Origin of the sequence: Dyella sp. C11 (assembly GCF_003121485.1) — a bacterium.
GTDB lineage: Bacteria > Pseudomonadota > Gammaproteobacteria > Xanthomonadales > Rhodanobacteraceae > Dyella.
In genome coordinates, this window is the sequence record NZ_QAVX01000022.1 from 35,198 (window position 1) to 57,428 (window position 22,231).

The following is a 22,231-nucleotide window of genomic DNA, read 5'->3' on the forward strand; positions in this document are numbered from 1 at the left end:
TACGTCCTCTTTAGTTGCCAACGACCACAGTGATGTGGCTCGTGCGCTTCAGGATGCGGGAACCGCGACCCTTGGCGCGGGCATACATGCGCTTCATTGCCGGACCTTCGTCGACAAAGATGCGCGCGACCTTCAGCTCGTCGACGTCAGCACCGAGGTTGTTCTCGGCGTTGGCGACGGCCGACAGCAGCACCTTGCGAACAATGTGCGCGGCCTTCTTGTTGGTGAAATTGAGCACGTCACTGGCACGGCCCACGGGCATACCGCGGACCAGGTCAGCTACCAGGCGTGCCTTCTGCGCCGAAATGCGGGCGCTGCGCAGGATCGCTTTGGCTTCAGTGCTCATCACTTGCCCTTCTTGTCGCCGCCATGGCCCTTGAAGGTGCGGGTCGTCGCGAACTCGCCGAGCTTGTGCCCGACCATGTTCTCGTTGACCAGCACAGGGACATGCTGACGGCCGTTGTGGATGGCGATGGTCAGACCGACCATCTCCGGCAGGATCATCGAGCGACGCGACCAGGTCTTGATCGGACGCTTGTTATTGGCGGAAACGGCGGCTTCCACCTTCTTTACGAGGTGCAGGTCGACAAACGGACCTTTCTTTAGAGAGCGCGGCATGATCGTTTCCTATTACTTGCGACGACGCACGATGAACTGCTGGGTGCGCTTGTTCGAGCGCGTCTTGTAGCCCTTGGCCGGCGTACCCCACGGAGAAACCGGGTGACGACCGCCAGAGGTCTTGCCCTCACCACCGCCGTGCGGATGGTCGACCGGGTTCATCACCACACCGCGAACGGTGGGACGAATACCCAGCCAGCGCTTCGCGCCAGCCTTGCCGAGCTTCTTCAGGCTGTGCTCGCCGTTGCCCACTTCACCGATGGTGGCGCGGCAATCGACCGGCACGCGGCGCATTTCGCCGGAGCGAAGACGCAGCGTGGCGTAACCCGATTCACGAGCGACCAGCTGGACCGAGGCACCGGCGGAACGCGCAATCTGCGCACCCTTGCCCGGACGCATCTCGATGCAGTGGATGGTCGAACCGACCGGAATCGCACGCAGCGGGAGGCTGTTGCCGGTCTTGATCGGAGCATCGCTGCCCGAGACCAGACGGTCGCCCGCCTGCACGCCCTTCGGCGCGATGATGTAACGACGCTCGCCGTCGGCATAGCACAGCAGTGCGATATGCGCGGTACGGTTGGGATCGTATTCAATGCGCTCGACGGTGGCAGCGATGCCTTCCTTGTCGCGCTTGAAGTCGATGATGCGGTAACGCTGCTTGTGACCACCACCCTGGTGGCGAACAGTGATACGACCGTAGTTATTGCGACCGCCATTCTTGGACTTCGCTTCGGTCAACGCCGCGTACGGCGCGCCCTTGTGAAGACCCTCGGTGCGAACGCTGACTGCGTCGCGGCGTCCGGGGGAGGTCGGCTTATGAGTGATCAGTGCCATCTCAATTCAACTCCTGGCTCAGGCCTTGGCCGACACGTCGATGGTCTGACCATCGGCGAGGCGGACATAAGCCTTGCGCTTGCCCTGGCGGCTGCCAGCGCGGAAACGGAAGGACTTGACCTTGCCCTTGGCATTGACGAGGTTCACCTGCTCGACCTTGACGTCGAACATCTGTTCCACCGCTGCGCGGACATCGGCCTTGGTTGCCTCAGGGGCGACCACGAATACGTACTGGTTCTTCTCGGCGAGGCGCGCGGCCTTTTCCGAGATGTGCGGCGCACGCAGCGTATTCAGAATGCGTTCGTTGCTCATGCCAGCCACTCCTCGATCTTCTTCACCGCATCGACGGTCATGACGATGTGGTCCGAACCGACCAGGCTGACCGGGTTCAGCGCCAGCACGTCCACCACGTGGATGTACGGGATGTTGCGCGCGGCCAGGAAGGTGGCTTCGTTGGCGTCTTCCGACACCAGCAGCACGCGACCGGACACCTGCAGTTCGGCCAGCTTGGCAACCATCGTCTTGGTCTTGGGGGTATCGATGCCGAAGCTCTCGACAACCTTCAGACGGTCCTGGCGAACCAGTTCCGAAAGAATCGAGCGGATGGCAACGCGATAAGCCTTGCGGTTGACCTTCTGCTCGTAGCTGCGCGGCTTGGCAGCGAAAGCGCGGCCACCACCGACAAAGATCGGTGCACGGTAGTCACCGTGACGGGCGCCGCCGCCCTTCTGCTTCTTGAACTTCTTGGTGGTACCGGACAGTTCACCGCGGGTGAGCTGCGACTGGGTACCTGCACGACCGCCGGCCTGGTAGGCGACGACGACCTGGTGGATCAGGGCCTGCTTGAGCTCACCGCCGAACACTTCGTCCGACACGTTGAGCGGCTTGGCGCCAATAACATTGAGTTCCATGGCGTCTCTCCTCAGCCCTTGGTCGTCGGACGGATGACGACGTCGCCACCGGTAGCACCCGGCACCGCGCCCTTCACCGCGATCAGATGGCGCTCGGCGTCGACCTTGACCACTTCCAGGCCCTGCTGCGTGCGGTTCACCGCACCCATGTGGCCCGACATCTTCTTGCCCGGGAACACGCGACCCGGGGTCTGACGCTGACCGATAGAACCCGGCGCACGATGCGACAGCGAGTTACCGTGGGTAGCGTCACCCATGGTGAAGTTGTGGCGCTTGATGGTGCCCTGGAAGCCCTTGCCCTTCGACACGCCGGCGACGTCAACAATCTGACCCACCTGGAACACGTCGTCGGCCTTGATCTCGGCGCCCACGCTGTACTTGCCGAGGTCATCGGCAGACACGCGGAATTCCCAGAGACCACGACCCGGCTCAACCTTCGCCTTGGCGTAATGGCCCTTCAGCGGCTGCGTCAGCAGGCTGGCGCGCTTGACGCCGGCTGCGACCTGCACAGCGCTGTAACCATCGTTATCTTCCGTCTTCAGCTGCGTGACGCGATTCGGGGTGGCCTCAATGAGGGTCACCGGAATCGAACGGCCATCTTCAGTGAAGAGTCGGCTCATGCCGCACTTGCGGCCAACTAGTCCGATACTCATCTTCGTATCCTGTCTCTCGCTCAACCCAGCTTGATCTGAACGTCCACGCCAGCGGCGAGGTCCAGCTTCATGAGCGCGTCCACGGTTTTGTCGTTGGGGTCGACGATGTCAAGCACGCGCTTGTGCGTACGGGTCTCGTACTGGTCGCGGGCATCTTTGTCGACGTGCGGCGACACCAGAATGGTGTAACGCTCGATCTTGGTCGGGAGCGGAATCGGGCCGAGAACCGTAGCGCCAGTGCGCTTGGCCGTCTCGACGATTTCGCTGGCCGAACGGTCGATCAGACGATGATCGAACGCCTTGAGCCGGATGCGAATCTTTTGGTTCGCCATAAACCGTGTCCTGTTATCGAAAGAACAAATTCTGTGAACCGGATGGGCTTCTCACCCATCCGCACAACCCATTTACTGCAGTACTACCAGTCGCTTTCGAAGGGCCTGAACCCGTTTCCAAATCGACCTTAAAAGTCTAGGCAGGCCCAAAACGGGCCCACCTAGACGGAAAAGTATAAAACGCGCGAAATGGCCAGGTCAACAAAGCGTAACGCTTCGTCGTCCAAGCCCTCTCTTGCGTATTGGCCATCCAGGCCAGCGAACTCGAAGCACTTCCTGTGCCTCATTTCGCTGTAAGGTCGCCCGAACCGAAGTCCTGCGACAGGCAAGACGGCGACTATAGCTGAGAATCGGGCAGAAGAAAAGCCCTAAATACTTCTTTTTGTAAGAATTGCCCAAAAAAAACCGGCCACTGAGGCCGGTTTTTCTCGTAAAGCCGCTCGCTTTGCTTGCTGCAAGTCGGCAGCCGTGCTGCCTGTCAAGAGTAAAGGGAGCTGGCTTGACGCCTTTTCCCTTCGCTCTTTACCACTTCCAGCTCGCCAGCAGCGAGCGATTCACCACTTACGACTTACTTGATGACCTTGGCCACCACGCCGGCGCCGACGGTACGGCCGCCTTCGCGAATCGCGAAGCGCAGACCTTCGTCCATGGCGATCGGGTGGATCAGGGTGACAACCATCTTGATGTTGTCGCCCGGCATGACCATTTCCACGCCTTCCGGCAGCTCGCAAGCGCCGGTCACGTCGGTCGTGCGGAAGTAGAACTGCGGGCGGTAGCCCTTGAAGAACGGGGTGTGACGACCACCTTCATCCTTCGACAGCACGTACACTTCGGCTTCGAACTCGGTGTGCGGGGTGATCGTGCCCGGCTTGGCCAGCACCTGGCCACGCTCCACGTCATCACGCTTCAGGCCGCGCAGCAGCAGACCGGCGTTGTCGCCTGCCTGACCCTGGTCGAGCAGCTTGCGGAACATTTCCACGCCCGTGACGGTGGTCTTCTGGGTCGGGCGGATGCCGACCACTTCGACTTCGTCACCGACCTTGATGATGCCGCGCTCGATACGACCGGTCACCACGGTGCCGCGGCCCGAGATCGAGAACACGTCTTCCACCGGCATCAGGAACGGCTTGTCGATCGCACGGATCGGCTCCGGAATGTAGCTGTCCAGCGCGTCGACGAGGGCGATGATCGCCGGCACGCCGATTTCCGACTGGTCGCCTTCCAGCGCCTTCAGTGCCGAACCCTTGATGATCGGGGTGTCGTCGCCCGGGAAGTCGTACTTGGAGAGCAGTTCACGCACTTCCATTTCGACCAGCTCGAGCAGCTCGGCGTCGTCCACCATGTCGGCCTTGTTCAGGAACACGACGATGTACGGCACGCCCACCTGGCGCGACAGCAGGATGTGTTCGCGCGTCTGCGGCATCGGGCCGTCAGCGGCCGAGCACACCAGGATCGCGCCGTCCATCTGCGCCGCACCCGTGATCATGTTCTTCACGTAGTCGGCGTGGCCCGGGCAGTCCACGTGAGCGTAGTGGCGGGTCGGCGATTCGTATTCGACGTGTGCGGTCGAAATCGTGATACCACGCGCCTTTTCTTCCGGCGCCGCGTCGATCGCGTCATACGCCTTGAATTCGCCACCGAAACGCTCTGCACCCACCTTGGTCAGCGCAGCCGTCAGCGTCGTCTTGCCGTGGTCCACGTGACCAATCGTGCCGACGTTGACGTGCGGCTTGGTGCGTTCGAATTTACCCTTTGCCATGACTTAAACCTCAAAAAAAGAACGGTAGTTGGAGGAAGAAAGCCTTATCAGGCCTTCTTCATGACCTGCTCAGCGATGTTGTTCGGCGCTTCAGCGTAGTGGTCGAACTCCATCGTAAAGGTGGCGCGACCCTGGGTCAGCGAACGAATGGTCGTCGCATAACCGAACATCTCACCCAGCGGAACCATCGCATTGATGGTCTTGCCCGACGGCGTGTCGTCCTGGCCCTGAAGCAGGCCGCGACGACGGCTCAGGTCGCCCATGACGTCACCGACGTAGTCTTCCGGCGTCACGACTTCGACCTTCATGATCGGCTCGAGCAGCACCGGCGACGCCTTGGCGAAGCCCTGCTTGAACGCCATCGATGCGGCGAGCTTGAACGCCATTTCGGACGAGTCGACGTCGTGGTACGAACCGAACACCAGCTTGACCTTGACGTTCACCACCGGGAAGCCCGCGAGCGGACCGCTGGTGATGGTTTCGCGCAGGCCCTTTTCGACCGACGGGATGAATTCCTTCGGAATCACGCCGCCCGTGATGTCATTGATGAACAGGAAGTCATCCTTGACGGTCGGGAGCTTGCGATCTTCTTCGGTCATCGGCGACAGCTCGATCACCACGTGACCGTACTGACCCTTACCACCCGACTGCTTGGCGTGCTTGTAGTCCGACTTCACGTCCGACGTACGGATCGTTTCGCGGTAGGCCACCTGCGGCTTGCCGACGTTGGCTTCGACGTTGAACTCGCGCTTCATGCGGTCCACCAGGATGTCCAGGTGAAGCTCGCCCATGCCCGAGATGATCGTCTGGCCCGATTCTTCGTCCGTACGAACGCGGAACGACGGATCTTCCGCAGCCAGACGGCCGAGGGCGATACCCATCTTTTCCTGGTCCGACTTGGTCTTCGGCTCGACCGCCATCGAGATCACCGGCTCCGGGAACGTCATGCGCTCCAGAGTGATGATGTGATCCTGCGCGCACAGCGTGTCACCGGTCGTCACGTCCTTCAGGCCGACCGCCGCAGCGATATCGCCAGCGCGGACTTCCTTCAGTTCCTGACGCTCGTTCGCGTGCATCTGCAGGATGCGGCCGATGCGTTCCTTCTTGGACTTGACCGGGTTGTACACCTGGTCGCCCGCGTTGAGCGTGCCCGAGTAGACGCGGAAGAACGTGAGCGAACCCACGAACGGGTCGGTCATGATCTTGAACGCCAGCGCCGAGAACGGAGCTGCGTCGTCAGCCTTGCGGCTCGCTTCCTTCTCGTCTTCGTCCACGCCCTGCACCGGCGGACGATCGATCGGCGACGGCAGCAGGTTCACCACCGCGTCGAGCATGGCCTGCACGCCCTTGTTCTTGAAGGCCGTACCGCAGAAGACCGGGATGATTTCGCTGGACAGCGTGCGCGCACGCAGACCACCGATGATCTCTTCCTCGGTGAGGTCGCCCTCTTCCAGGTACTTGTTCATCAGCTCTTCGGACGCTTCGGCAGCCGACTCGACCATGTACGAACGGGCTTCAGCAGCCTTGTCCGCCAGGTTAGCCGGGATGTCGGCGTACTCGAACTTCATGCCCTGGGACTCCATGTCCCACACGATGGCCTTCATCTTGAGCAGGTCGACCACGCCCTCGAAGTTGTCTTCGGCGCCGATCGGCACCTGCATCGGGACGGGGTTGGCACCCAGGCGAGCCTTCAGCTGGTCGACCACCTTGTAGAAGTTCGCGCCAGTGCGGTCCATCTTGTTGACGAACGCGAGGCGCGGCACCTTGTACTTGTTGGCCTGACGCCAGACGGTTTCAGACTGCGGCTGCACACCACCCACGGCACAGAGCACGAACACTGCACCGTCGAGCACGCGGAGCGAACGCTCCACTTCGATGGTGAAGTCCACGTGTCCCGGGGTGTCGATGATGTTGAAGCGGTGCTCGGGCAAGGAACGATCCATGCCCTTCCAGAACGCCGTCGTTGCCGCCGACGTAATGGTGATGCCGCGCTCCTGCTCCTGCTCCATCCAGTCCATCGTTGCTGCACCGTCGTGCACCTCGCCAATCTTGTGACTGACGCCGGTGTAGAACAGGATGCGCTCCGTGGTGGTGGTCTTGCCGGCATCGATGTGGGCCATGATGCCGAAGTTGCGGTAGCGCTCGATAGGAGTGGTGCGTGCCACGGTCTTAACCTCTGAAAGTTCTAGCTGTACTGCTTACCAGCGGTAATGCGAGAAGGCCTTGTTGGCCTCTGCCATGCGATGCGTTTCTTCGCGCTTCTTGATCGCGCCACCGCGATTTTCCGAAGCCTCGAGCAGCTCGGCGGCCAGCTTGCGCGGCATCGAGGTCTCGCCGCGCTTGCGGGCGGAATCGATGGCCCAGCGCATGGCGAGCGCCATACGGCGACCCGGACGCACTTCGACCGGCACCTGGTAGGTGGCGCCGCCGACACGACGGGACTTCACTTCGACCGCCGGAGCGATGTTGTTCAGTGCCTTCTCGACGAGCTGCACCGGCTCGGCATTCTTTTCGCCGAGGTGGGCCAGCGCACCGTAGACGATGCTTTCTGCGACCGACTTCTTGCCGCTCTTCATCACCATGTTGATGAAACGGGCGATCAGCTGGCTGCCGTGCTTGGGATCCGGCAGGATCACACGGGCGGGATGGGAACCTTTACGCGACATAATTAATTCCTAAAGATCAGGACTTCGGGCGCTTGGCGCCGTACTTGGAGCGCGACTGACGGCGCTTGGTGACGCCGGCGCAGTCGAGACTGCCGCGCACGGTGTGGTAACGCACGCCCGGAAGATCCTTGACGCGGCCACCACGGATCAGGACCACGGAGTGCTCCTGCAGGTTGTGACCTTCGCCACCGATGTAGCTGATCACTTCGTAACCGTTCGTCAGGCGCACCTTGGCGACCTTACGAAGGGCCGAGTTCGGCTTCTTCGGGGTGGTGGTGTAAACGCGCGTGCATACGCCGCGACGCTGCGGGCTGTTCTGCAAAGCCGGCGAAGCACTCTTGTACGTCTTCGGGCTACGGGATTTGCGAACCAACTGGTTGACTGTCGTCATTGAAGCAGTTCCTGAGAAACATAAAGGCAGACCGAACCGGCTCGGTCTGCCAAGAAGCGGGAATTTAACATGGGCAGCCTGTCACAGACAAGCTGACGCCCTGCCGGCCATGGCCCGAACACGAGGCGCACTCCTTGCGCCTCTTTTCGTATGTCAGCGAGTAGAACCCGTGAGGGGCTTACTCCACACCAATGTCGCTACCGGTGGTGGCTTCGGCGAAGGAAGCCGGCGTTGCGGAACCAGAAAGGGTTTCGAGTTCCGAGGCGGTCAGACCACCCTGGCGATGACGCGATGCGTGATACGCCAGACCCGTACCTGCCGGAATGAGACGGCCGACAATAACATTTTCCTTCAGGCCACGCAAGGTGTCACGCGTTCCGCGGACCGCGGCTTCCGTCAGCACTCGCGTCGTTTCCTGGAAGGAAGCGGCCGAGATGAAGGATTCCGTGGCCAGCGAGGCCTTGGTGATACCGAGCAGCACCGACTGGAATTCCGCCGGACGCTCGCCGCGCTTGACGGCACGCTCGTTCTCGCCATTGATGCGCACGCGCTCGACCTGCTCACCACGCAGGTAGTGGCTCTCGCCCGGGTCGGAAATCTCAACCTTGCGCAGCATCTGGCGAATGATCGCTTCGATGTGCTTGTCGTTGATCTTCACGCCCTGCAGGCGGTAGACGTCCTGGATTTCCTTGACCAGGTAGGCGGCCAGCGGCTCGACACCCAGCAGGCGCAGGATGTCGTGCGGGCTGGGCTCGCCGTCCACCACGGTTTCGCCCTTCTCCACGTGTTCGCCTTCGAACACGATGACCTGACGCCACTTGGGAATCAGCTCTTCGTGCTCGTTGCCGTCCACGTCCTTGATGATCAGGCGCTGCTTGCCCTTGGTGTCCTTGCCGAAGCTGATGACGCCCGAACGCTCGGCGAGAATCGCCGGTTCCTTCGGCTTGCGTGCTTCGAACAAGTCGGCCACGCGGGGCAGACCACCCGTGATGTCGCGGGTCTTGGAGGTTTCCTGCGGGATACGTGCCACCACGTCACCCACGCCCACCTGCGCACCGTTCTGGATCGACACGATGGCGCCGGCCGGGAGCATGTACTGCGCCGGCACGTCGGTGCCCGGCAGCTTCAGCTCGCGACCCTTGGCGTCTTCCAGACGCACGATCGGGCGCAGATCCTTGGCGGCCGTACCACGGCGCTTCGGATCGGTCACCACCGCCGACTCCAGGCCGGTCAGTTCGTCGGTCTGGCTCTGCACGGTGACGCCATCGATGAAGTCGATGAAGCGCACGGTACCGGCCACTTCCGACACGATCGGGTGGGTATGCGGATCCCAGTTGGCCACGGCCTGGCCGGCCTTCACCGAATCGCCGTCCTTGACGGCGATGGTGGCGCCGTAAGGCACCTTGTAGCGCTCACGCTCGCGGCCGTTCACGTCGATGACGCTCACTTCGCCCGAACGCGACACCGCCACCAGGTGACCCTGGTTGTGATGCACGGTCTTGAGGTTGTTGAACTTCAGCGTGCCGGTGGTCTTCACCGTCACGTTGTCCACGGCAGCAGCACGAGACGCCGCACCACCAATGTGGAACGTACGCATGGTGAGCTGCGTACCCGGCTCACCGATGGACTGTGCGGCGACGACGCCGACGGCCTCACCCATGTTCACCAGGTGACCGCGGGCCAGGTCGCGGCCATAGCACAGTGCGCACACGCCATGATCGGCTGCGCACGTGATGGGCGAACGCACCTTGACCAGCTGCACGCCGGCCTTGTCGAGCTTCTCGACCAGGGCTTCGTCCAGCAGCGTGTCGCGCGTGACGATCGGCTCGTTGTCTTCACCCGGACCGTAGACGTCTTCCAGCGCCACACGACCAAGCACGCGATCGCGCAACGGCTCGACCACGTCGCCGCCTTCCACGATCGGCTGCATGGTGACGCCTTCGTCGGTGCCGCAATCGTACGAAGTGATGACCACGTCCTGCGCCACGTCGACGAGACGACGCGTGAGGTAACCGGAGTTCGCCGTCTTCAGCGCCGTATCCGCGAGACCCTTACGAGCACCGTGGGTGGAGTTGAAGTACTGCAGAACGTTCAGGCCTTCGCGGAAGTTCGCCTTGATGGGCGTCTCGATGATCGAGCCGTCCGGGCGAGCCATCAGGCCGCGCATACCGGCCAGCTGACGAATCTGGGCGACCGAACCACGAGCGCCCGAGTCAGCCATGATGTACAGCGAGTTCATGGACTTCTGGTTGACCGTCTTGCCTTCGGCATCGGTCACCTTTTCGGTACCGATACCGTCGATCATCGCCTTGGCGACGAGTTCGTTGGTGCGCGACCAGATGTCGACGACCTTGTTGTAGCGTTCGCCGGCGGTGACGAGACCCGACTGGTACTGCTCCTGGATCTCGACCACTTCCTTTTCGGCTTCTTCCAGGATCGGCTTCTTCTGATCCGGGATGATCATGTCGTCGATGCCGATGGAGATACCGGCGCGCGTGGCGAAACGGAAACCGGTGTACATCAGCTGGTCGCCGAAGATCACGGTGTCCTTCAGGCCCAGGCGGCGATAGCACTGGTTGATCAGGCGCGAGATGTTCTTCTTGGTCAGCTCGGTGTTGGCCAGCGCGAACGGCAGGCCTTCCGGCATGATTTCGAGCAGCAGCGCGCGACCCACGGTCGTGTCGACGATCTGGGTGGTTTCGGTGCGGTTGCCGTCTTCATCGATCTGCACCTGGTTGATGCGGACCTTGACCTTGGCGTGCAGCTGCACGGCGCGGTTGTCGTAGGCGCGGCGGACTTCGCCGATGCCCGAGAACACCATGCCGTTGCCCTTCGCGTTCACCAGCTCGCGGGTCATGTAGTACAGGCCAAGGACGACGTCCTGGGTCGGCACGATGATCGGCTCGCCGTTGGCGGGCGACAGGATGTTGTTGGTCGCCATCATCAGGGCGCGGGCTTCGAGCTGCGCTTCGATGGACAGCGGCACGTGCACGGCCATCTGGTCACCGTCGAAGTCGGCGTTGAACGCCGTACACACGAGCGGATGCAGCTGGATCGCCTTGCCTTCGATGAGCTTCGGCTCGAACGCCTGGATGCCCAGACGGTGCAGCGTCGGCGCACGGTTGAGCATGACGGGATGTTCGCGGATCACCTCTTCGAGGATGTCCCACACCTGGCCTTCTTCGCGCTCGACGAGCTTCTTGGCAGCCTTGATGGTGGTGGCTTCGCCGCGAGCCTGCAGCTTGGCGAAGATGAAGGGCTTGAACAGCTCAAGCGCCATCTTCTTCGGCAGACCGCACTGGTGCAGACGCAGGGTCGGGCCCACCACGATCACGGAACGACCGGAGTAGTCCACGCGCTTGCCGAGCAGGTTCTGACGGAAGCGGCCCTGCTTGCCCTTGATCATGTCGGCGAGCGACTTCAGCGCGCGCTTGTTCGTGCCGGTGATGGCACGACCGCGACGGCCGTTGTCCAGCAGCGCATCGACCGATTCCTGCAGCATGCGCTTTTCATTGCGCACGATGATGTCGGGCGCATTGAGTTCGAGCAGGCGGCGCAGGCGGTTGTTGCGGTTGATGACGCGACGGTACAGATCATTCAGATCGGACGTGGCGAAACGGCCACCGTCCAGCGGCACCAGCGGGCGCAGGTCCGGCGGCAGCACCGGCAGCACGGTCAGCACCATCCACTCCGGCTTGTTGCCGGATTCGAGGAAGGCTTCGATCAGCTTGACGCGCTTGGTGAGGCGCTTGAGCTTGGTCTCGGAATTGGTCGAGCCAATCTCTTCCTTGAGGCGCACGACTTCGCCCGGAAGGTCCAGGGACTTGAGCAGTTCGTAGACGGCCTCGGCACCCATGCGGGCGTCGAATTCGTCACCGTGCTCTTCCACGGCTTCCAGGTACTGGTCTTCGCTGAGCAGCTGGCCGCGTTCGAGCGCGGTCAGACCTGGATCGATCACCACGAAGGCTTCGAAGTACAGGATGCGCTCGATGTCACGCAGGGTCATGTCCAGCATCAGGCCGATGCGCGAGGGCAGCGACTTGAGGAACCAGATGTGCGCGGTGGGGCTGGCCAGTTCGATGTGGCCCATGCGCTCGCGGCGCACCTTGGCCAGCGTCACTTCCGTGCCGCACTTTTCGCAGACCACGCCGCGGTGCTTCATGCGCTTGTACTTGCCGCACAGGCACTCGTAGTCCTTCACCGGACCGAAGATGGCGGCGCAGAACAGGCCGTCACGCTCGGGCTTGAAGGTGCGGTAGTTGATCGTTTCCGGCTTCTTCACTTCGCCGTACGACCACGAGCGGATCAGCTCTGGCGAAGCCAGGGCGATCTTGATCGCATCGAAGTCAGGCGCCGTGCGCTGCTGGTTGAACAGATTGAGCAAGTCTTTCATGGATGTCTCCGAAGATCGGGAATGGGGAATGGAGAATCGGTCGTCGGGAGAACGAGGAGCGATGGTTCGCGCCTCGTCTCCGCCTCAACTCACTTCACTTCTTCCAGATCAATATCGATACCGAGCGAGCGGATTTCCTTCACCAACACGTTGAAGGATTCCGGCATGCCCGCCGCCATCTCGTGGTTGCCGTCGACAATGTTCTTGTACATCTGGTTGCGGCCCTGCACGTCGTCGGACTTCACCGTCAGCATTTCCTGCAGGGTGTAGGCCGCGCCGTAGGCTTCCAGCGCCCAGACTTCCATTTCACCGAAGCGCTGACCACCGAACTGCGCCTTGCCACCCAGCGGCTGCTGCGTGACGAGCGAGTACGGACCGGTCGAACGCGCGTGCATCTTGTCGTCGACCAGGTGGTTGAGCTTCAGGTAGTGCATGTAGCCCACGGTGACCGGGCGATCGAACGCCTCGCCGGTGCGGCCGTCGTACAGCGTGGTCTGGCCCGATTCCGGCAGATCGGCGAGCTTCAGCATCGCCTTGATCTCGGTTTCCTCGGCACCGTCGAACACCGGGGTGGCCATCGGCACGCCTTCCTGCAGGTTGTTGGCCAGCGCGAAGATTTCTTCGTCGGTCAACGACTTCAGGTCGACATGCTGCACGGCACCGGCGACATGGTGGTTGTACACCTGGTCGAGGAACTCGCGGATCTGCGCCACCTTGGCCTGCGCTTCGAGCATCTTCTGGATCTTCTTGCCCAGGCCCTTTGCGGCCCAGCCAAGGTGCACTTCCAGAATCTGGCCGATGTTCATACGCGACGGCACGCCCAGCGGGTTCAGCACGATGTCGACCGAGGTACCGTCTTCGGAGAACGGCATGTCCTCCACCGGCACCACGTTGGACACCACACCCTTGTTACCGTGGCGACCAGCCATCTTGTCGCCCGGCTGGATGCGGCGCTTCACGGCCAGGAACACCTTGACCATCTTGAGCACGCCCGGAGCAAGGTCGTCACCCTGGGTGATCTTGCCCTGCTTCTCCTTGAAGCGCTTGTCGAACTCTTCCTTGTGACGCTTGACCTGGTCGGCCGCGCGCTCGAGGAATTCGGTGACGTCCTCTTCCTTGACGTTGATCTTGAACCAGTCGTCGCGCTTGAGGCCGTCGAGGTAGGCGTCGGTGATTTCGGCGCCACGCTTCAGGCCACCCGGGCCGCTCATCGCGGTCTTGCCGACGAGCTGGGTGCGCATACGGTTGTAGATCGCGCCCTCGAGGATGCGGAACTGGTCATCAAGGTCCTTGCGGATACGCTTGATTTCCATTTCCTCGATCTGACGAGCGCGCTTGTCCTTCTCGATACCGTCGCGGGTGAAGACCTGCACGTCGATGACGGTGCCGTCCATGCCCGGCGGCACGCGCAGCGAGCTGTCCTTCACGTCCGAAGCCTTCTCACCGAAGATCGCGCGCAGCAGCTTCTCTTCCGGCGTCAGCTGGCTCTCGCCCTTCGGCGTGACCTTGCCGACCATGATGTCGCCGGCCTTCACTTCCGCACCGATGTACACGATGCCGGATTCGTCGAGGCGAGCCAGCGCCTGCTCACCCACGTTCGGGATGTCGGCGGTGATTTCCTCGGCGCCCAGCTTGGTGTCACGCGCGATGCACGACAGCTCCTCGATGTGGATCGAGGTGTAGCGGTCTTCCTGCACGACGCGCTCGGAGAGCAGGATCGAGTCTTCGAAGTTGTAGCCGTTCCACGGCATGAAGGCGATCAGCATGTTCTGGCCGAGCGCGAGCTCGCCCAGGTCGGTCGACGAACCGTCGGCCAGCGTGTCGCCCTTCGCCACCACGTCACCCACGTTCACCAGCGGACGCTGGTTGAGGTTGGTGTTCTGGTTGGAGCGGGTGTACTTGGTCAGCGTGTAGATATCGACGCCGGCATCGTTGTCGCCGACTTCTTCTTCGTTCACGCGCACCACGATACGGGCCGCATCGACCTGGTCGATCACGCCGCCGCGCTTGGCGGTGACGATGACGCCCGAGTCACGCGCCACGGCGCGCTCGATGCCGGTACCCACCAGCGGGGTCTGCGAACGCAGGGTCGGCACGGCCTGACGCTGCATGTTCGCGCCCATGAGTGCGCGGTTCGCGTCATCGTGCTCCAGGAACGGCACGAGTGCGGCTGCCACCGACACGGTCTGCATGGGCGAAACGTCCATGTAGTCGACTTCGGCGGACGGACGCAGCTCGGACTCGCCGCGGAAACGGCAGGACACGAAGTCTTCGATGAACGCGCCATCCTTGAGCGGCGAGTTCGCCTGCGCAATGACGTGGTCGCCTTCCTCGATGGCCGACAGGTAATCCACCTGGTCGGTGACCTTGCCGCCCACGACCTTGCGGTAAGGCGTCTCGAGGAAGCCGTACTGGTTGGTGCGCGCATACACGGCGAGCGAGTTGATCAGGCCGATGTTCGGACCTTCCGGCGTTTCGATGGTGCAGACGCGGCCGTAATGGGTCGGGTGCACGTCGCGCACTTCGAAGCCCGCGCGCTCGCGCGTCAGGCCGCCTGGACCCAGTGCCGAGACGCGACGCTTGTGCGTCACTTCGGACAGCGGGTTGTTCTGGTCCATGAACTGCGACAGCTGCGACGAACCGAAGAACTCCTTCACCGCCGCCGCGACCGGCTTGGCGTTGATCAGTTCCTGCGGGGTCAGGCCTTCGGACTCGGCAAGCGACAGGCGCTCACGCACGGCGCGCTCGACGCGCACCAGGCCGATGCGGAAGGTGTTCTCCGCCATTTCGCCGACCGAACGCACGCGACGGTTGCCCAGGTGATCGATATCGTCGACGGTGCCATGACCGTTCTTGATGTCGATGAGCACCTTGAGCACGTCGAGGATGTCGGAGCGATCACCCTGCGAAGCCACGAGCGACTGTGCTTCCTCTTCCTTGCGGTCCTGGAAGTACTTCTTGTCGTACAGCACGCCCGGACCGACGATCTCCTGACGGCCCACGCGACGGTTGAACTTCATGCGACCCACGGCCGAGAGGTCGTAGCGATCGAAGGTGAAGAACAGGTTGTAGAACAGGTTCTGCGCAGCGTCCTTGGTCGGCGGCTCGCCCGGACGCATCATGCGATAGATTTCCACCAGCGCCTCGAGCGGCGTCTTGGTGTTGTCGATGCGCAGCGTGTGCGAGATGTACGCACCGCGATCCAGGTCGTTGACGTACAGCGTCGGCACGACTTCGATGCCGGCCTTGCGGAAGTTTTCCAGCTGCTCGGCCGAGATTTCATCGTTGGCCTGGGCCAGCAGTTCGCCGGTCTTCGGATCGATGATGTCGATGGCCAGGATGCGGCCGACCGGGTAGTCGTCCGGCACTTCCAGCGCGGTGATGTTTTCCGCCGCCAGCTGACGCACGTGACGCGCCGTGATGCGCTTGCCGGCTTCCACCAGCACCTTGTCGCCAATGGCCAGGTCGAAGGTCAGCGTTTCACCGCGCAGGCGCTCGGCGACGAGCTCAAGCGTGGTGCCACCCTTCTTGCCCAGGTGGAACACGTTGTGCTCGAAGAAGATGCCCAGCATCTCCTGGTTGTTGTAGCCGAGCGCGCGCAGCAGCACGGTCACCGGCAGCTTGCGGCGACGGTCGATACGCGTGAACAGCGCATCCTTCGGGTCGAACTCGAAGTCGAGCCACGAACCGCGGTAAGGAATGACGCGCGCGGAGAACAGCAGCTTGCCCGAGCTGTGCGTCTTGCCGCGGTCGTGATCGAAGAACACGCCCGGCGAACGGTGCAGCTGCGAGACGATGACGCGCTCGGTGCCGTTGATGATGAAGGTGCCGGTGTCGGTCATGAGCGGAATTTCGCCCATGTAGACTTCCTGCTCCTTCACGTACTTCACGGCCTTCTTGGAAGCCGGGCTGTCCTTGTCGTAGATGACCAGGCGCACGGTGACGCGCAGCGGCGCACCGAAGGTCATGCCACGGTTGCGGCACTCGCGCTCGTCGAACGGCGGCTCGCCCAGGCGATAGTCGACATATTCAAGCGCGGCATTGCCCGAATAACTGACGATCGGGAACACTGACTTCAGCGCGGCGTGGAGACCCTTGTCATCACGGGCCTTGGGAGCGATGTGCTCCTGCAGGAACTCGCGATAGGAATCGGTCTGGATGGTCAGCAGGTTCGGCACGCCCAATACAGGGGGACGCTTGCCGAAATCCTTGCGGATGCGCTTCTTCTCGGTAAACGAGTAGGTCATGGTGGGTACCGCCTCGGTTGTATATTCGATGAATCGGGAGTCGGGATAAGAGAATCGGGAATAGAGAATCGAAAGCTACCCACCTTCAAGGGCTGCTCCCTAATTCCCTATTCCCCATTCCCTGTTAACAACAGGCAAAGCCCGGGGGCTTACGCCCCCAGGCTCGGCTTGACGCTAGATCAAACTGACGGCGCGCAAGAGCGCCGATTACTTCAGTTCGACCGTGGCGCCGGCAGCCTCGAGGTCCTTCTTGAACTTCGCGGCGTCTTCCTTCGAAGCGGCTTCCTTCACGACGCCACCGGCCTCGGTCAGGTCCTTCGCTTCCTTCAGGCCCAGGCCCGTGATGGCGCGGACGGCCTTGATCACGTCGACCTTCTTGTCGCCGGCGGACTTCAGGATCACGTCGAACTCGGTCTGCTCTTCAGCAGCCGGGCCAGCAGCGGCCGGGCCGGCGGCAACCATCACCGGAGCGGCGGCGGTCACGCCACACTTCTCTTCCATGGCCTTCCCCAGGTCCATCACTTCCATCAGCGACTTGGCGGCGCCGGCTTCAACGATCTGTTCGTTGGTCAGGGACATTTTCATTTACCTCTGGAAATTGATTCGAATTGAATAGTCAGCGAACTTAGGCGGGCTCGGCTGCAGCCGGGGCGTCGGCGGCACCTTCGCCACCACCCTGCTGATCGGCCACAGCCTTGACGACGCGGGCGAACATGGTGGCCGGTTCGGCCAGCACACGTGCCAGCATGGCCAGGGCCTGCTCGCGGGTCGGCAGCGACGCCAGCACTTCGACGTGCGTGGCCGGCAAAAGCTTGCCTTCCACGGAGACGAGGCGTGCCTTCAGCTTGTCGTTGCCCTTGGCGAATTCCTTGATCAGGCGACCGGCTGCGCCGGGCTCCTCAAGCGAGAACGCGTACAGCAGCGGACCGGTCAGGGCGTCCTTGACGACCTCGAACTCGGTACCGGCAACAGCGCGCGAAGCCAGCGTGTTCTTGACAACCTTCAGGAACACGCCCGATTCACGGGCCTTCTTGCGCATCGCGGTCATCTGTTCGACCGTGGTGCCCGCGTACTCGACAGCGATCAAGGAGTGAGCCTTCGCGGCAACTTCTGCCAGTTCGGCGACTACTTCTTGCTTCTGAGAGAGATTCAGAGCCATTTTTCACTCCTCTTATGAATTCCGCTTACGGCTCCTGCCGCTTGCGGTCCTGAGCGACGCCCTCCGTGACGTCGGGGATCAGACGATCCCGGGTGGTGGCCTTTCCAGAACAGCATTCCAGAAGGGGCAGCACCATCTACGCAGGCCAGATTCGTGAGAACCCGATTAAGCGAACCCGCTGACCACGACGGCGTTTCCTTGCCAACACGAGCTCCCTGCTCGTCGTCGTGGCGCGCTGATCGCGCCTGCGGTCTTTGACGGCGGCGTTGGCTTCAAAGCCTCGGCTGCCCTCAAAAACGTGCCCGCATCGGCATGGCCGATGCGGGGCTTGAACTTCTTACTTCGTCGACACCGTCAGGGTCGACACTTCGACCGGCACGCCAACGCCCATGGTGGACGACAGCGCAACCTTCTGCAGGTACTGACCCTTGGCGGTCGACGGCTTGGCCTTCAGCAGGTCGTTGACCAGCGCGTTCAGGTTGTCCGCGAGCTGGGCAGCGTCGAAGCTGGCCTTGCCGATGGTGGCGTGGATGATGCCCGCCTTGTCGTTACGGAACTTCACCTGGCCGGCCTTGGCGTTCTTGACGGCCGTGGCGACGTCGGCAGTGACCGAGCCGTCCTTCGGGTTCGGCATCAGGCCACGGGGACCGAGCAGCTGACCGAGCTTACCGACAACGCGCATGGCGTCCGGCGTGGCGATGACGCGACCGAAGTCGAGATCGCCAGCCTGCATGCGCTCGGCCAGGTCGTCCATACCGACGGCGTCGGCACCGGCGGCCTTGGCGGCCTCGGCCTTCTCGCCAGCCGGCACGAACACGGCGACCTTGACGGTCTTGCCGGTGCCGTGCGGCAGCAGCGACGAGCCACGCACGCCCTGGTCGGACTTCTTGGCGTCGATGCCGAGGCGGACGGACACGTCCACGGACTCAGCGAACTTCGCCTTGGCGTTGTTCTTGACGATGTTCAGGGCTTCTTCCAGGCCATAGAGCTTGCCCGGCTGCACTGCGGCCTGGGCCGCCTTCATACGCTTCGTGATCTTTGCCATGTCTTAGCCCTCCACCACCAAGCCCATGCTGCGCGCGCTACCAGCGATGGTGCGCACGGCAGCGTCCAGATCAGCAGCCGTGAGATCCGGCTCCTTCTGCTTCGCAACGTCTTCCAGCTGCTTGCGGGTGATCTTGCCGACCTTGTCGGTATTCGGCTTGGACGAGCCCTTGGCGACGCCCGTGACCTTCTTGATCAGGATCGTGGCCGGCGGGGTCTTGGTGATAAAGGTGAAGCTACGGTCCGAATAAGCCGTGATGATCACGGGAATCGGCATGCCCGGTTCCATCTTCTGCGTGGCGGCATTGAACGCCTTGCAGAATTCCATGATGTTCAGGCCGCGCTGACCGAGGGCGGGACCCACCGGCGGCGACGGGTTGGCCTGACCGGCCTTGACCTGCAGCTTGATATAACCAGTTACTTTCTTTGCCATTGGATTTTCCTCGCGAGTTCAAACGCCTTGCGGCTCCTCGCAGTGTTGTCGTCCATGAAAGAGGACGGCCCGCCTTCCCGCGAGCCTCAGAAACACGGACACGCCGGGGCTAAAATCCCAGCGTGAACCGCATACTATAGAGATTGATTAGTTTTTAAGCAAGCCCCGTGCCCATGGGGCAGTAAGTCGCTCGCGGCGCGAGCTGCCAGTCGGCAGCTCCGCTGCCTGCGAGGGGTAAGTGGGACAGACTCAGCCTCCGAAGGCTCGGCCTTTACCCTTTACCACTCACCACTTGCAGCCCACAACGTGGGCGACTTGCCCGCTATCAAGCCTTTTCGACCTGCCCAAACTCCAGCTCGACCGGGGTCGAGCGGCCGAAAATGAGCACCGCGACGCGCAGGCGGCTCTTTTCGTAATTGACTTCCTCGACCACGCCGTTGAAGTCGTTGAACGGACCGTCGGTGACGCGAACCATCTCGCCCGGCTCGAACAGCACCTTGGGCTTGGGCTTTTCCACGCCTTCGCGGACGCGACTGAGAATGGCGTCGGCCTCGGAATCACGGATGGGCAGCGGGCGATCCGCCGTGCCACCGATGAAACCCATGACCTTCGGGGTTTCCTTCACGAGATGCCAGCACTCGTCATCGATGCGCGGCGCCTTGCCCTCGGTGTCCGTCTCGATCTGCACGAGAACGTAACCCGGGAAGAACTTGCGCTCGCTGCGACGCTTCTGGCCGCTGCGCATCTCGATGACTTCTTCAGTCGGCACCAGCACTTCGCCGAACTTCTCTTCCATCTCGGCGCGACGAATACGCTCGTCAAGCGAACGCTTGACCTGGTTTTCGAAGCCCGAATAGGCGTGCACCACATACCAACGCTTGCTCATGCCATCACCTCACGTACCGAGCTTGAGCAGCCAGTCGAGCACGACCGACTTCAGGATCAGATCGATCAGGCCCAGGAGCAACGACAGCACGATGACCACGACAATGATGATGCCGGTGGTCTTGAGCGTCTCGTCCTTGGTGGGCCAGACCACCTTGCGCAGTTCGAACTGCGATTCGCCGAGGAAGGCACGTACGCGGCGACCCGGCGCGGTGAACGCACCAATGGCCAGCGCCACGACCAGAGCAGCCAGCACGCCCAGCAGTCGGACCGACTGCGGGATCGAGCCGTCACTGCCAAACCACGAATACGCAAAAATGCCGGCTGCCAGCACAATAAAGGCCAGCACCAGCTTGGCGATGTCGGCGCCATTGGCGCCCTTGGTCGGTTCTGCCTTCGTATTCATGCGACATGATCGGATGAGAGAGGCATCGACCGGGTTACGGTCTGTATGCCATCCACCATCCGTCGTGGATCCTCGGGAAGATGGCACGCCAGGAGGGACTCGAACCCCCAACCTGCGGTTTTGGAGACCGCTGCTCTGCCAATTGAGCTACTGGCGTATGGGTTGATAGTAAGTCGCCCGCCTACGACGGGCTGGAAAGCGTCAATAGTAAAGGGTAAGAGCATTGCATCTCCACCCTTCACTCTTAACAGGCGGCAAAACCGCCGACTTCCAGCTCGCCAGCAGCGAGCGACTCACCACTTACGACTTACTTGATGACCTTGGCCACCACGCCGGCGCCGACGGTACGGCCGCCTTCGCGAATCGCGAAGCGCAGACCTTCGTCCATGGCGATCGGGTGGATCAGGGTGACAACCATCTTGATGTTGTCGCCCGGCATGACCATTTCCACGCCTTCCGGCAGCTCGCAAGCGCCGGTCACGTCGGTCGTGCGGAAGTAGAACTGCGGGCGGTAGCCCTTGAAGAACGGGGTGTGACGACCACCTTCATCCTTCGACAGCACGTACACTTCGGCTTCGAACTCGGTGTGCGGGGTGATCGTGCCCGGCTTGGCCAGCACCTGGCCACGCTCCACGTCATCACGCTTCAGGCCGCGCAGCAGCAGACCGGCGTTGTCGCCTGCCTGACCCTGGTCGAGCAGCTTGCGGAACATTTCCACGCCCGTGACGGTGGGCTTCTGCCTCGGGCGGCTGCCGACCACTTCGAGTTCGTCACCGACCTTGATGATGCCGCGCGCGTGACGACCGGTCACCACGGTGCCGCGGCCCGAGATCGAGAACACGTCTTCCACCGGCATCAGGAACGGCTTGTCGATCGCACGGATCGGCTCCGGAATGTAGCTGTCCAGCGCGTCGACGAGGGCGATGATCGCCGGCACGCCGATTTCCGACTGGTCGCCTTCCAGCGCCTTCAGTGCCGAACCCTTGATGATCGGGGTGTCGTCGCCCGGGAAGTCGTACTTGGAGAGCAGTTCACGCACTTCCATTTCGACCAGCTCGAGCAGCTCGGCGTCGTCCACCATGTCGGCCTTGTTCAGGAACACGACGATGTACGGCACGCCCACCTGGCGCGACAGCAGGATGTGTTCGCGCGTCTGCGGCATCGGGCCGTCAGCGGCCGAGCACACCAGGATCGCGCCGTCCATCTGCGCCGCACCCGTGATCATGTTCTTCACGTAGTCGGCGTGGCCCGGGCAGTCCACGTGAGCGTAGTGGCGGGTCGGCGATTCGTATTCGACGTGTGCGGTCGAAATCGTGATACCACGCGCCTTTTCTTCCGGCGCCGCGTCGATCGCGTCATACGCCTTGAATTCGCCACCGAAACGCTCTGCACCCACCTTGGTCAGCGCAGCCGTCAGCGTCGTCTTGCCGTGGTCCACGTGACCAATCGTGCCGACGTTGACGTGCGGCTTGGTGCGTTCGAATTTACCCTTTGCCATAC

General features: G+C 62.3%; 20 protein-coding genes and 1 tRNA gene. All 21 read right to left on the bottom strand.

The window, feature by feature from the left end:
• Positions 1-10: 10 nt before the first annotated feature.
• Positions 11-346, bottom strand: a complete 336-nt coding sequence (gene rplV, locus DK366_RS17735; protein ID WP_109126891.1) for a 50S ribosomal protein L22 — start codon at positions 344-346, stop codon at positions 11-13.
• Positions 346-618, bottom strand: coding sequence for a 30S ribosomal protein S19 (gene rpsS / locus DK366_RS17740; protein WP_046972909.1), 273 nt, complete (start codon positions 616-618; stop codon positions 346-348). The genes rplV and rpsS overlap by 1 nt, the downstream gene beginning before the upstream one ends.
• 12 nt (positions 619-630) lie before the next feature.
• Entirely contained in the window at positions 631-1,452 is an 822-nt protein-coding gene (rplB, locus tag DK366_RS17745) for a 50S ribosomal protein L2 (protein WP_109126892.1), read from the bottom strand.
• An 18-nt stretch (positions 1,453-1,470) separates the two neighbouring features.
• Positions 1,471-1,764, bottom strand: a complete 294-nt coding sequence (gene rplW, locus DK366_RS17750) for a 50S ribosomal protein L23 (protein WP_109126893.1) — start codon at positions 1,762-1,764, stop codon at positions 1,471-1,473.
• Positions 1,761-2,363 carry a 50S ribosomal protein L4 gene (gene rplD, locus DK366_RS17755; protein ID WP_109126894.1) on the bottom strand — a complete coding sequence of 201 codons (603 nt, stop codon included), beginning with the start codon at positions 2,361-2,363 and terminating at the stop codon, positions 1,761-1,763. Before rplD ends, rplW begins: the two co-directional genes overlap by 4 nt.
• A gap of 11 nt (positions 2,364-2,374) precedes the next feature.
• Entirely contained in the window at positions 2,375-3,016 is a 642-nt protein-coding gene (rplC, locus tag DK366_RS17760) for a 50S ribosomal protein L3 (protein ID WP_109126895.1), read from the bottom strand.
• 20 nt (positions 3,017-3,036) lie between these two features.
• Positions 3,037-3,348: a 30S ribosomal protein S10 gene (gene rpsJ, locus DK366_RS17765; RefSeq protein ID WP_014402136.1), complete on the bottom strand. Its 312-nt coding sequence runs from the start codon at positions 3,346-3,348 to the stop codon at positions 3,037-3,039.
• A gap of 568 nt (positions 3,349-3,916) precedes the next feature.
• Entirely contained in the window at positions 3,917-5,107 is a 1,191-nt protein-coding gene (tuf, locus tag DK366_RS17770; protein WP_109126896.1) for an elongation factor Tu, read from the bottom strand.
• A gap of 47 nt (positions 5,108-5,154) precedes the next feature.
• On the bottom strand, positions 5,155-7,272 hold the full coding sequence (gene fusA / locus DK366_RS17775; RefSeq protein ID WP_109126897.1) for an elongation factor G: 2,118 nt from the start codon (positions 7,270-7,272) through the stop codon (positions 5,155-5,157).
• A gap of 33 nt (positions 7,273-7,305) precedes the next feature.
• Positions 7,306-7,773, bottom strand: a complete 468-nt coding sequence (rpsG, locus tag DK366_RS17780; protein WP_109126898.1) for a 30S ribosomal protein S7 — start codon at positions 7,771-7,773, stop codon at positions 7,306-7,308.
• Positions 7,774-7,789: 16 nt separating this feature from the next.
• Positions 7,790-8,164, bottom strand: a complete 375-nt coding sequence (gene rpsL / locus DK366_RS17785; RefSeq protein WP_019464011.1) for a 30S ribosomal protein S12 — start codon at positions 8,162-8,164, stop codon at positions 7,790-7,792.
• A 178-nt stretch (positions 8,165-8,342) separates the two neighbouring features.
• The gene (gene rpoC / locus DK366_RS17790; protein WP_109126899.1) at positions 8,343-12,557 is read right to left on the bottom strand and encodes a DNA-directed RNA polymerase subunit beta'; all 4,215 of its coding nucleotides are present in this window, start codon (positions 12,555-12,557) and stop codon (positions 8,343-8,345) included.
• Between the two features lie 89 nt (positions 12,558-12,646).
• On the bottom strand, positions 12,647-16,804 hold the full coding sequence (rpoB, locus tag DK366_RS17795) for a DNA-directed RNA polymerase subunit beta (RefSeq protein ID WP_109126900.1): 4,158 nt from the start codon (positions 16,802-16,804) through the stop codon (positions 12,647-12,649).
• Positions 16,805-17,011: 207 nt separating this feature from the next.
• Positions 17,012-17,383: a 50S ribosomal protein L7/L12 gene (rplL, locus tag DK366_RS17800; RefSeq protein ID WP_109126901.1), complete on the bottom strand. Its 372-nt coding sequence runs from the start codon at positions 17,381-17,383 to the stop codon at positions 17,012-17,014.
• Between the two features lie 46 nt (positions 17,384-17,429).
• Positions 17,430-17,963: a 50S ribosomal protein L10 gene (gene rplJ, locus DK366_RS17805; protein WP_109126902.1), complete on the bottom strand. Its 534-nt coding sequence runs from the start codon at positions 17,961-17,963 to the stop codon at positions 17,430-17,432.
• 337 nt (positions 17,964-18,300) lie between these two features.
• On the bottom strand, positions 18,301-19,008 hold the full coding sequence (gene rplA, locus DK366_RS17810) for a 50S ribosomal protein L1 (RefSeq protein WP_109126903.1): 708 nt from the start codon (positions 19,006-19,008) through the stop codon (positions 18,301-18,303).
• A 3-nt stretch (positions 19,009-19,011) separates the two neighbouring features.
• Positions 19,012-19,440: a 50S ribosomal protein L11 gene (gene rplK, locus DK366_RS17815; protein WP_109126904.1), complete on the bottom strand. Its 429-nt coding sequence runs from the start codon at positions 19,438-19,440 to the stop codon at positions 19,012-19,014.
• A gap of 325 nt (positions 19,441-19,765) precedes the next feature.
• Entirely contained in the window at positions 19,766-20,326 is a 561-nt protein-coding gene (gene nusG, locus DK366_RS17820; RefSeq protein ID WP_109126905.1) for a transcription termination/antitermination protein NusG, read from the bottom strand.
• Between the two features lie 9 nt (positions 20,327-20,335).
• A complete protein-coding gene (gene secE, locus DK366_RS17825; protein WP_109126906.1) occupies positions 20,336-20,731 on the bottom strand; it encodes a preprotein translocase subunit SecE in 396 nt (131 codons plus the stop codon).
• An 81-nt stretch (positions 20,732-20,812) separates the two neighbouring features.
• Positions 20,813-20,888: transfer RNA gene (locus DK366_RS17830), tRNA-Trp, on the bottom strand.
• A gap of 150 nt (positions 20,889-21,038) precedes the next feature.
• Entirely contained in the window at positions 21,039-22,229 is a 1,191-nt protein-coding gene (tuf, locus tag DK366_RS17835) for an elongation factor Tu (RefSeq protein ID WP_109126907.1), read from the bottom strand.
• Between the last annotated feature and the right edge of the window lie 2 nt (positions 22,230-22,231).

Excerpts from the sequence above, each read along its gene's own strand:
- rplV (WP_109126891.1), bottom strand. The coding sequence starts at position 346 with ATGAGCACTGAAGCCAAAGCGATCCTGCGCAGCGCCCGCATTTCGGCG.
- rpsS (WP_046972909.1), bottom strand. The coding sequence starts at position 618 with ATGCCGCGCTCTCTAAAGAAAGGTCCGTTTGTCGACCTGCACCTCGTA.
- rplB (WP_109126892.1), bottom strand. The coding sequence starts at position 1,452 with ATGGCACTGATCACTCATAAGCCGACCTCCCCCGGACGCCGCGACGCA.
- rplW (WP_109126893.1), bottom strand. The coding sequence starts at position 1,764 with ATGAGCAACGAACGCATTCTGAATACGCTGCGTGCGCCGCACATCTCG.
- rplD (WP_109126894.1), bottom strand. The coding sequence starts at position 2,363 with ATGGAACTCAATGTTATTGGCGCCAAGCCGCTCAACGTGTCGGACGAA.
- rplC (WP_109126895.1), bottom strand. The coding sequence starts at position 3,016 with ATGAGTATCGGACTAGTTGGCCGCAAGTGCGGCATGAGCCGACTCTTC.
- rpsJ (WP_014402136.1), bottom strand. The coding sequence starts at position 3,348 with ATGGCGAACCAAAAGATTCGCATCCGGCTCAAGGCGTTCGATCATCGT.
- tuf (WP_109126896.1), bottom strand. The coding sequence starts at position 5,107 with ATGGCAAAGGGTAAATTCGAACGCACCAAGCCGCACGTCAACGTCGGC.
- rpsG (WP_109126898.1), bottom strand. The coding sequence starts at position 7,773 with ATGTCGCGTAAAGGTTCCCATCCCGCCCGTGTGATCCTGCCGGATCCC.
- rpsL (WP_019464011.1), bottom strand. The coding sequence starts at position 8,164 with ATGACGACAGTCAACCAGTTGGTTCGCAAATCCCGTAGCCCGAAGACG.
- rpoC (WP_109126899.1), bottom strand. The coding sequence starts at position 12,557 with ATGAAAGACTTGCTCAATCTGTTCAACCAGCAGCGCACGGCGCCTGAC.
- rpoB (WP_109126900.1), bottom strand. The coding sequence starts at position 16,804 with ATGACCTACTCGTTTACCGAGAAGAAGCGCATCCGCAAGGATTTCGGC.
- rplL (WP_109126901.1), bottom strand. The coding sequence starts at position 17,383 with ATGTCCCTGACCAACGAACAGATCGTTGAAGCCGGCGCCGCCAAGTCG.
- rplJ (WP_109126902.1), bottom strand. The coding sequence starts at position 17,963 with ATGGCTCTGAATCTCTCTCAGAAGCAAGAAGTAGTCGCCGAACTGGCA.
- rplA (WP_109126903.1), bottom strand. The coding sequence starts at position 19,008 with ATGGCAAAGATCACGAAGCGTATGAAGGCGGCCCAGGCCGCAGTGCAG.
- rplK (WP_109126904.1), bottom strand. The coding sequence starts at position 19,440 with ATGGCAAAGAAAGTAACTGGTTATATCAAGCTGCAGGTCAAGGCCGGT.
- nusG (WP_109126905.1), bottom strand. The coding sequence starts at position 20,326 with ATGAGCAAGCGTTGGTATGTGGTGCACGCCTATTCGGGCTTCGAAAAC.
- secE (WP_109126906.1), bottom strand. The coding sequence starts at position 20,731 with ATGAATACGAAGGCAGAACCGACCAAGGGCGCCAATGGCGCCGACATC.
- tuf (WP_109126907.1), bottom strand. The coding sequence starts at position 22,229 with ATGGCAAAGGGTAAATTCGAACGCACCAAGCCGCACGTCAACGTCGGC.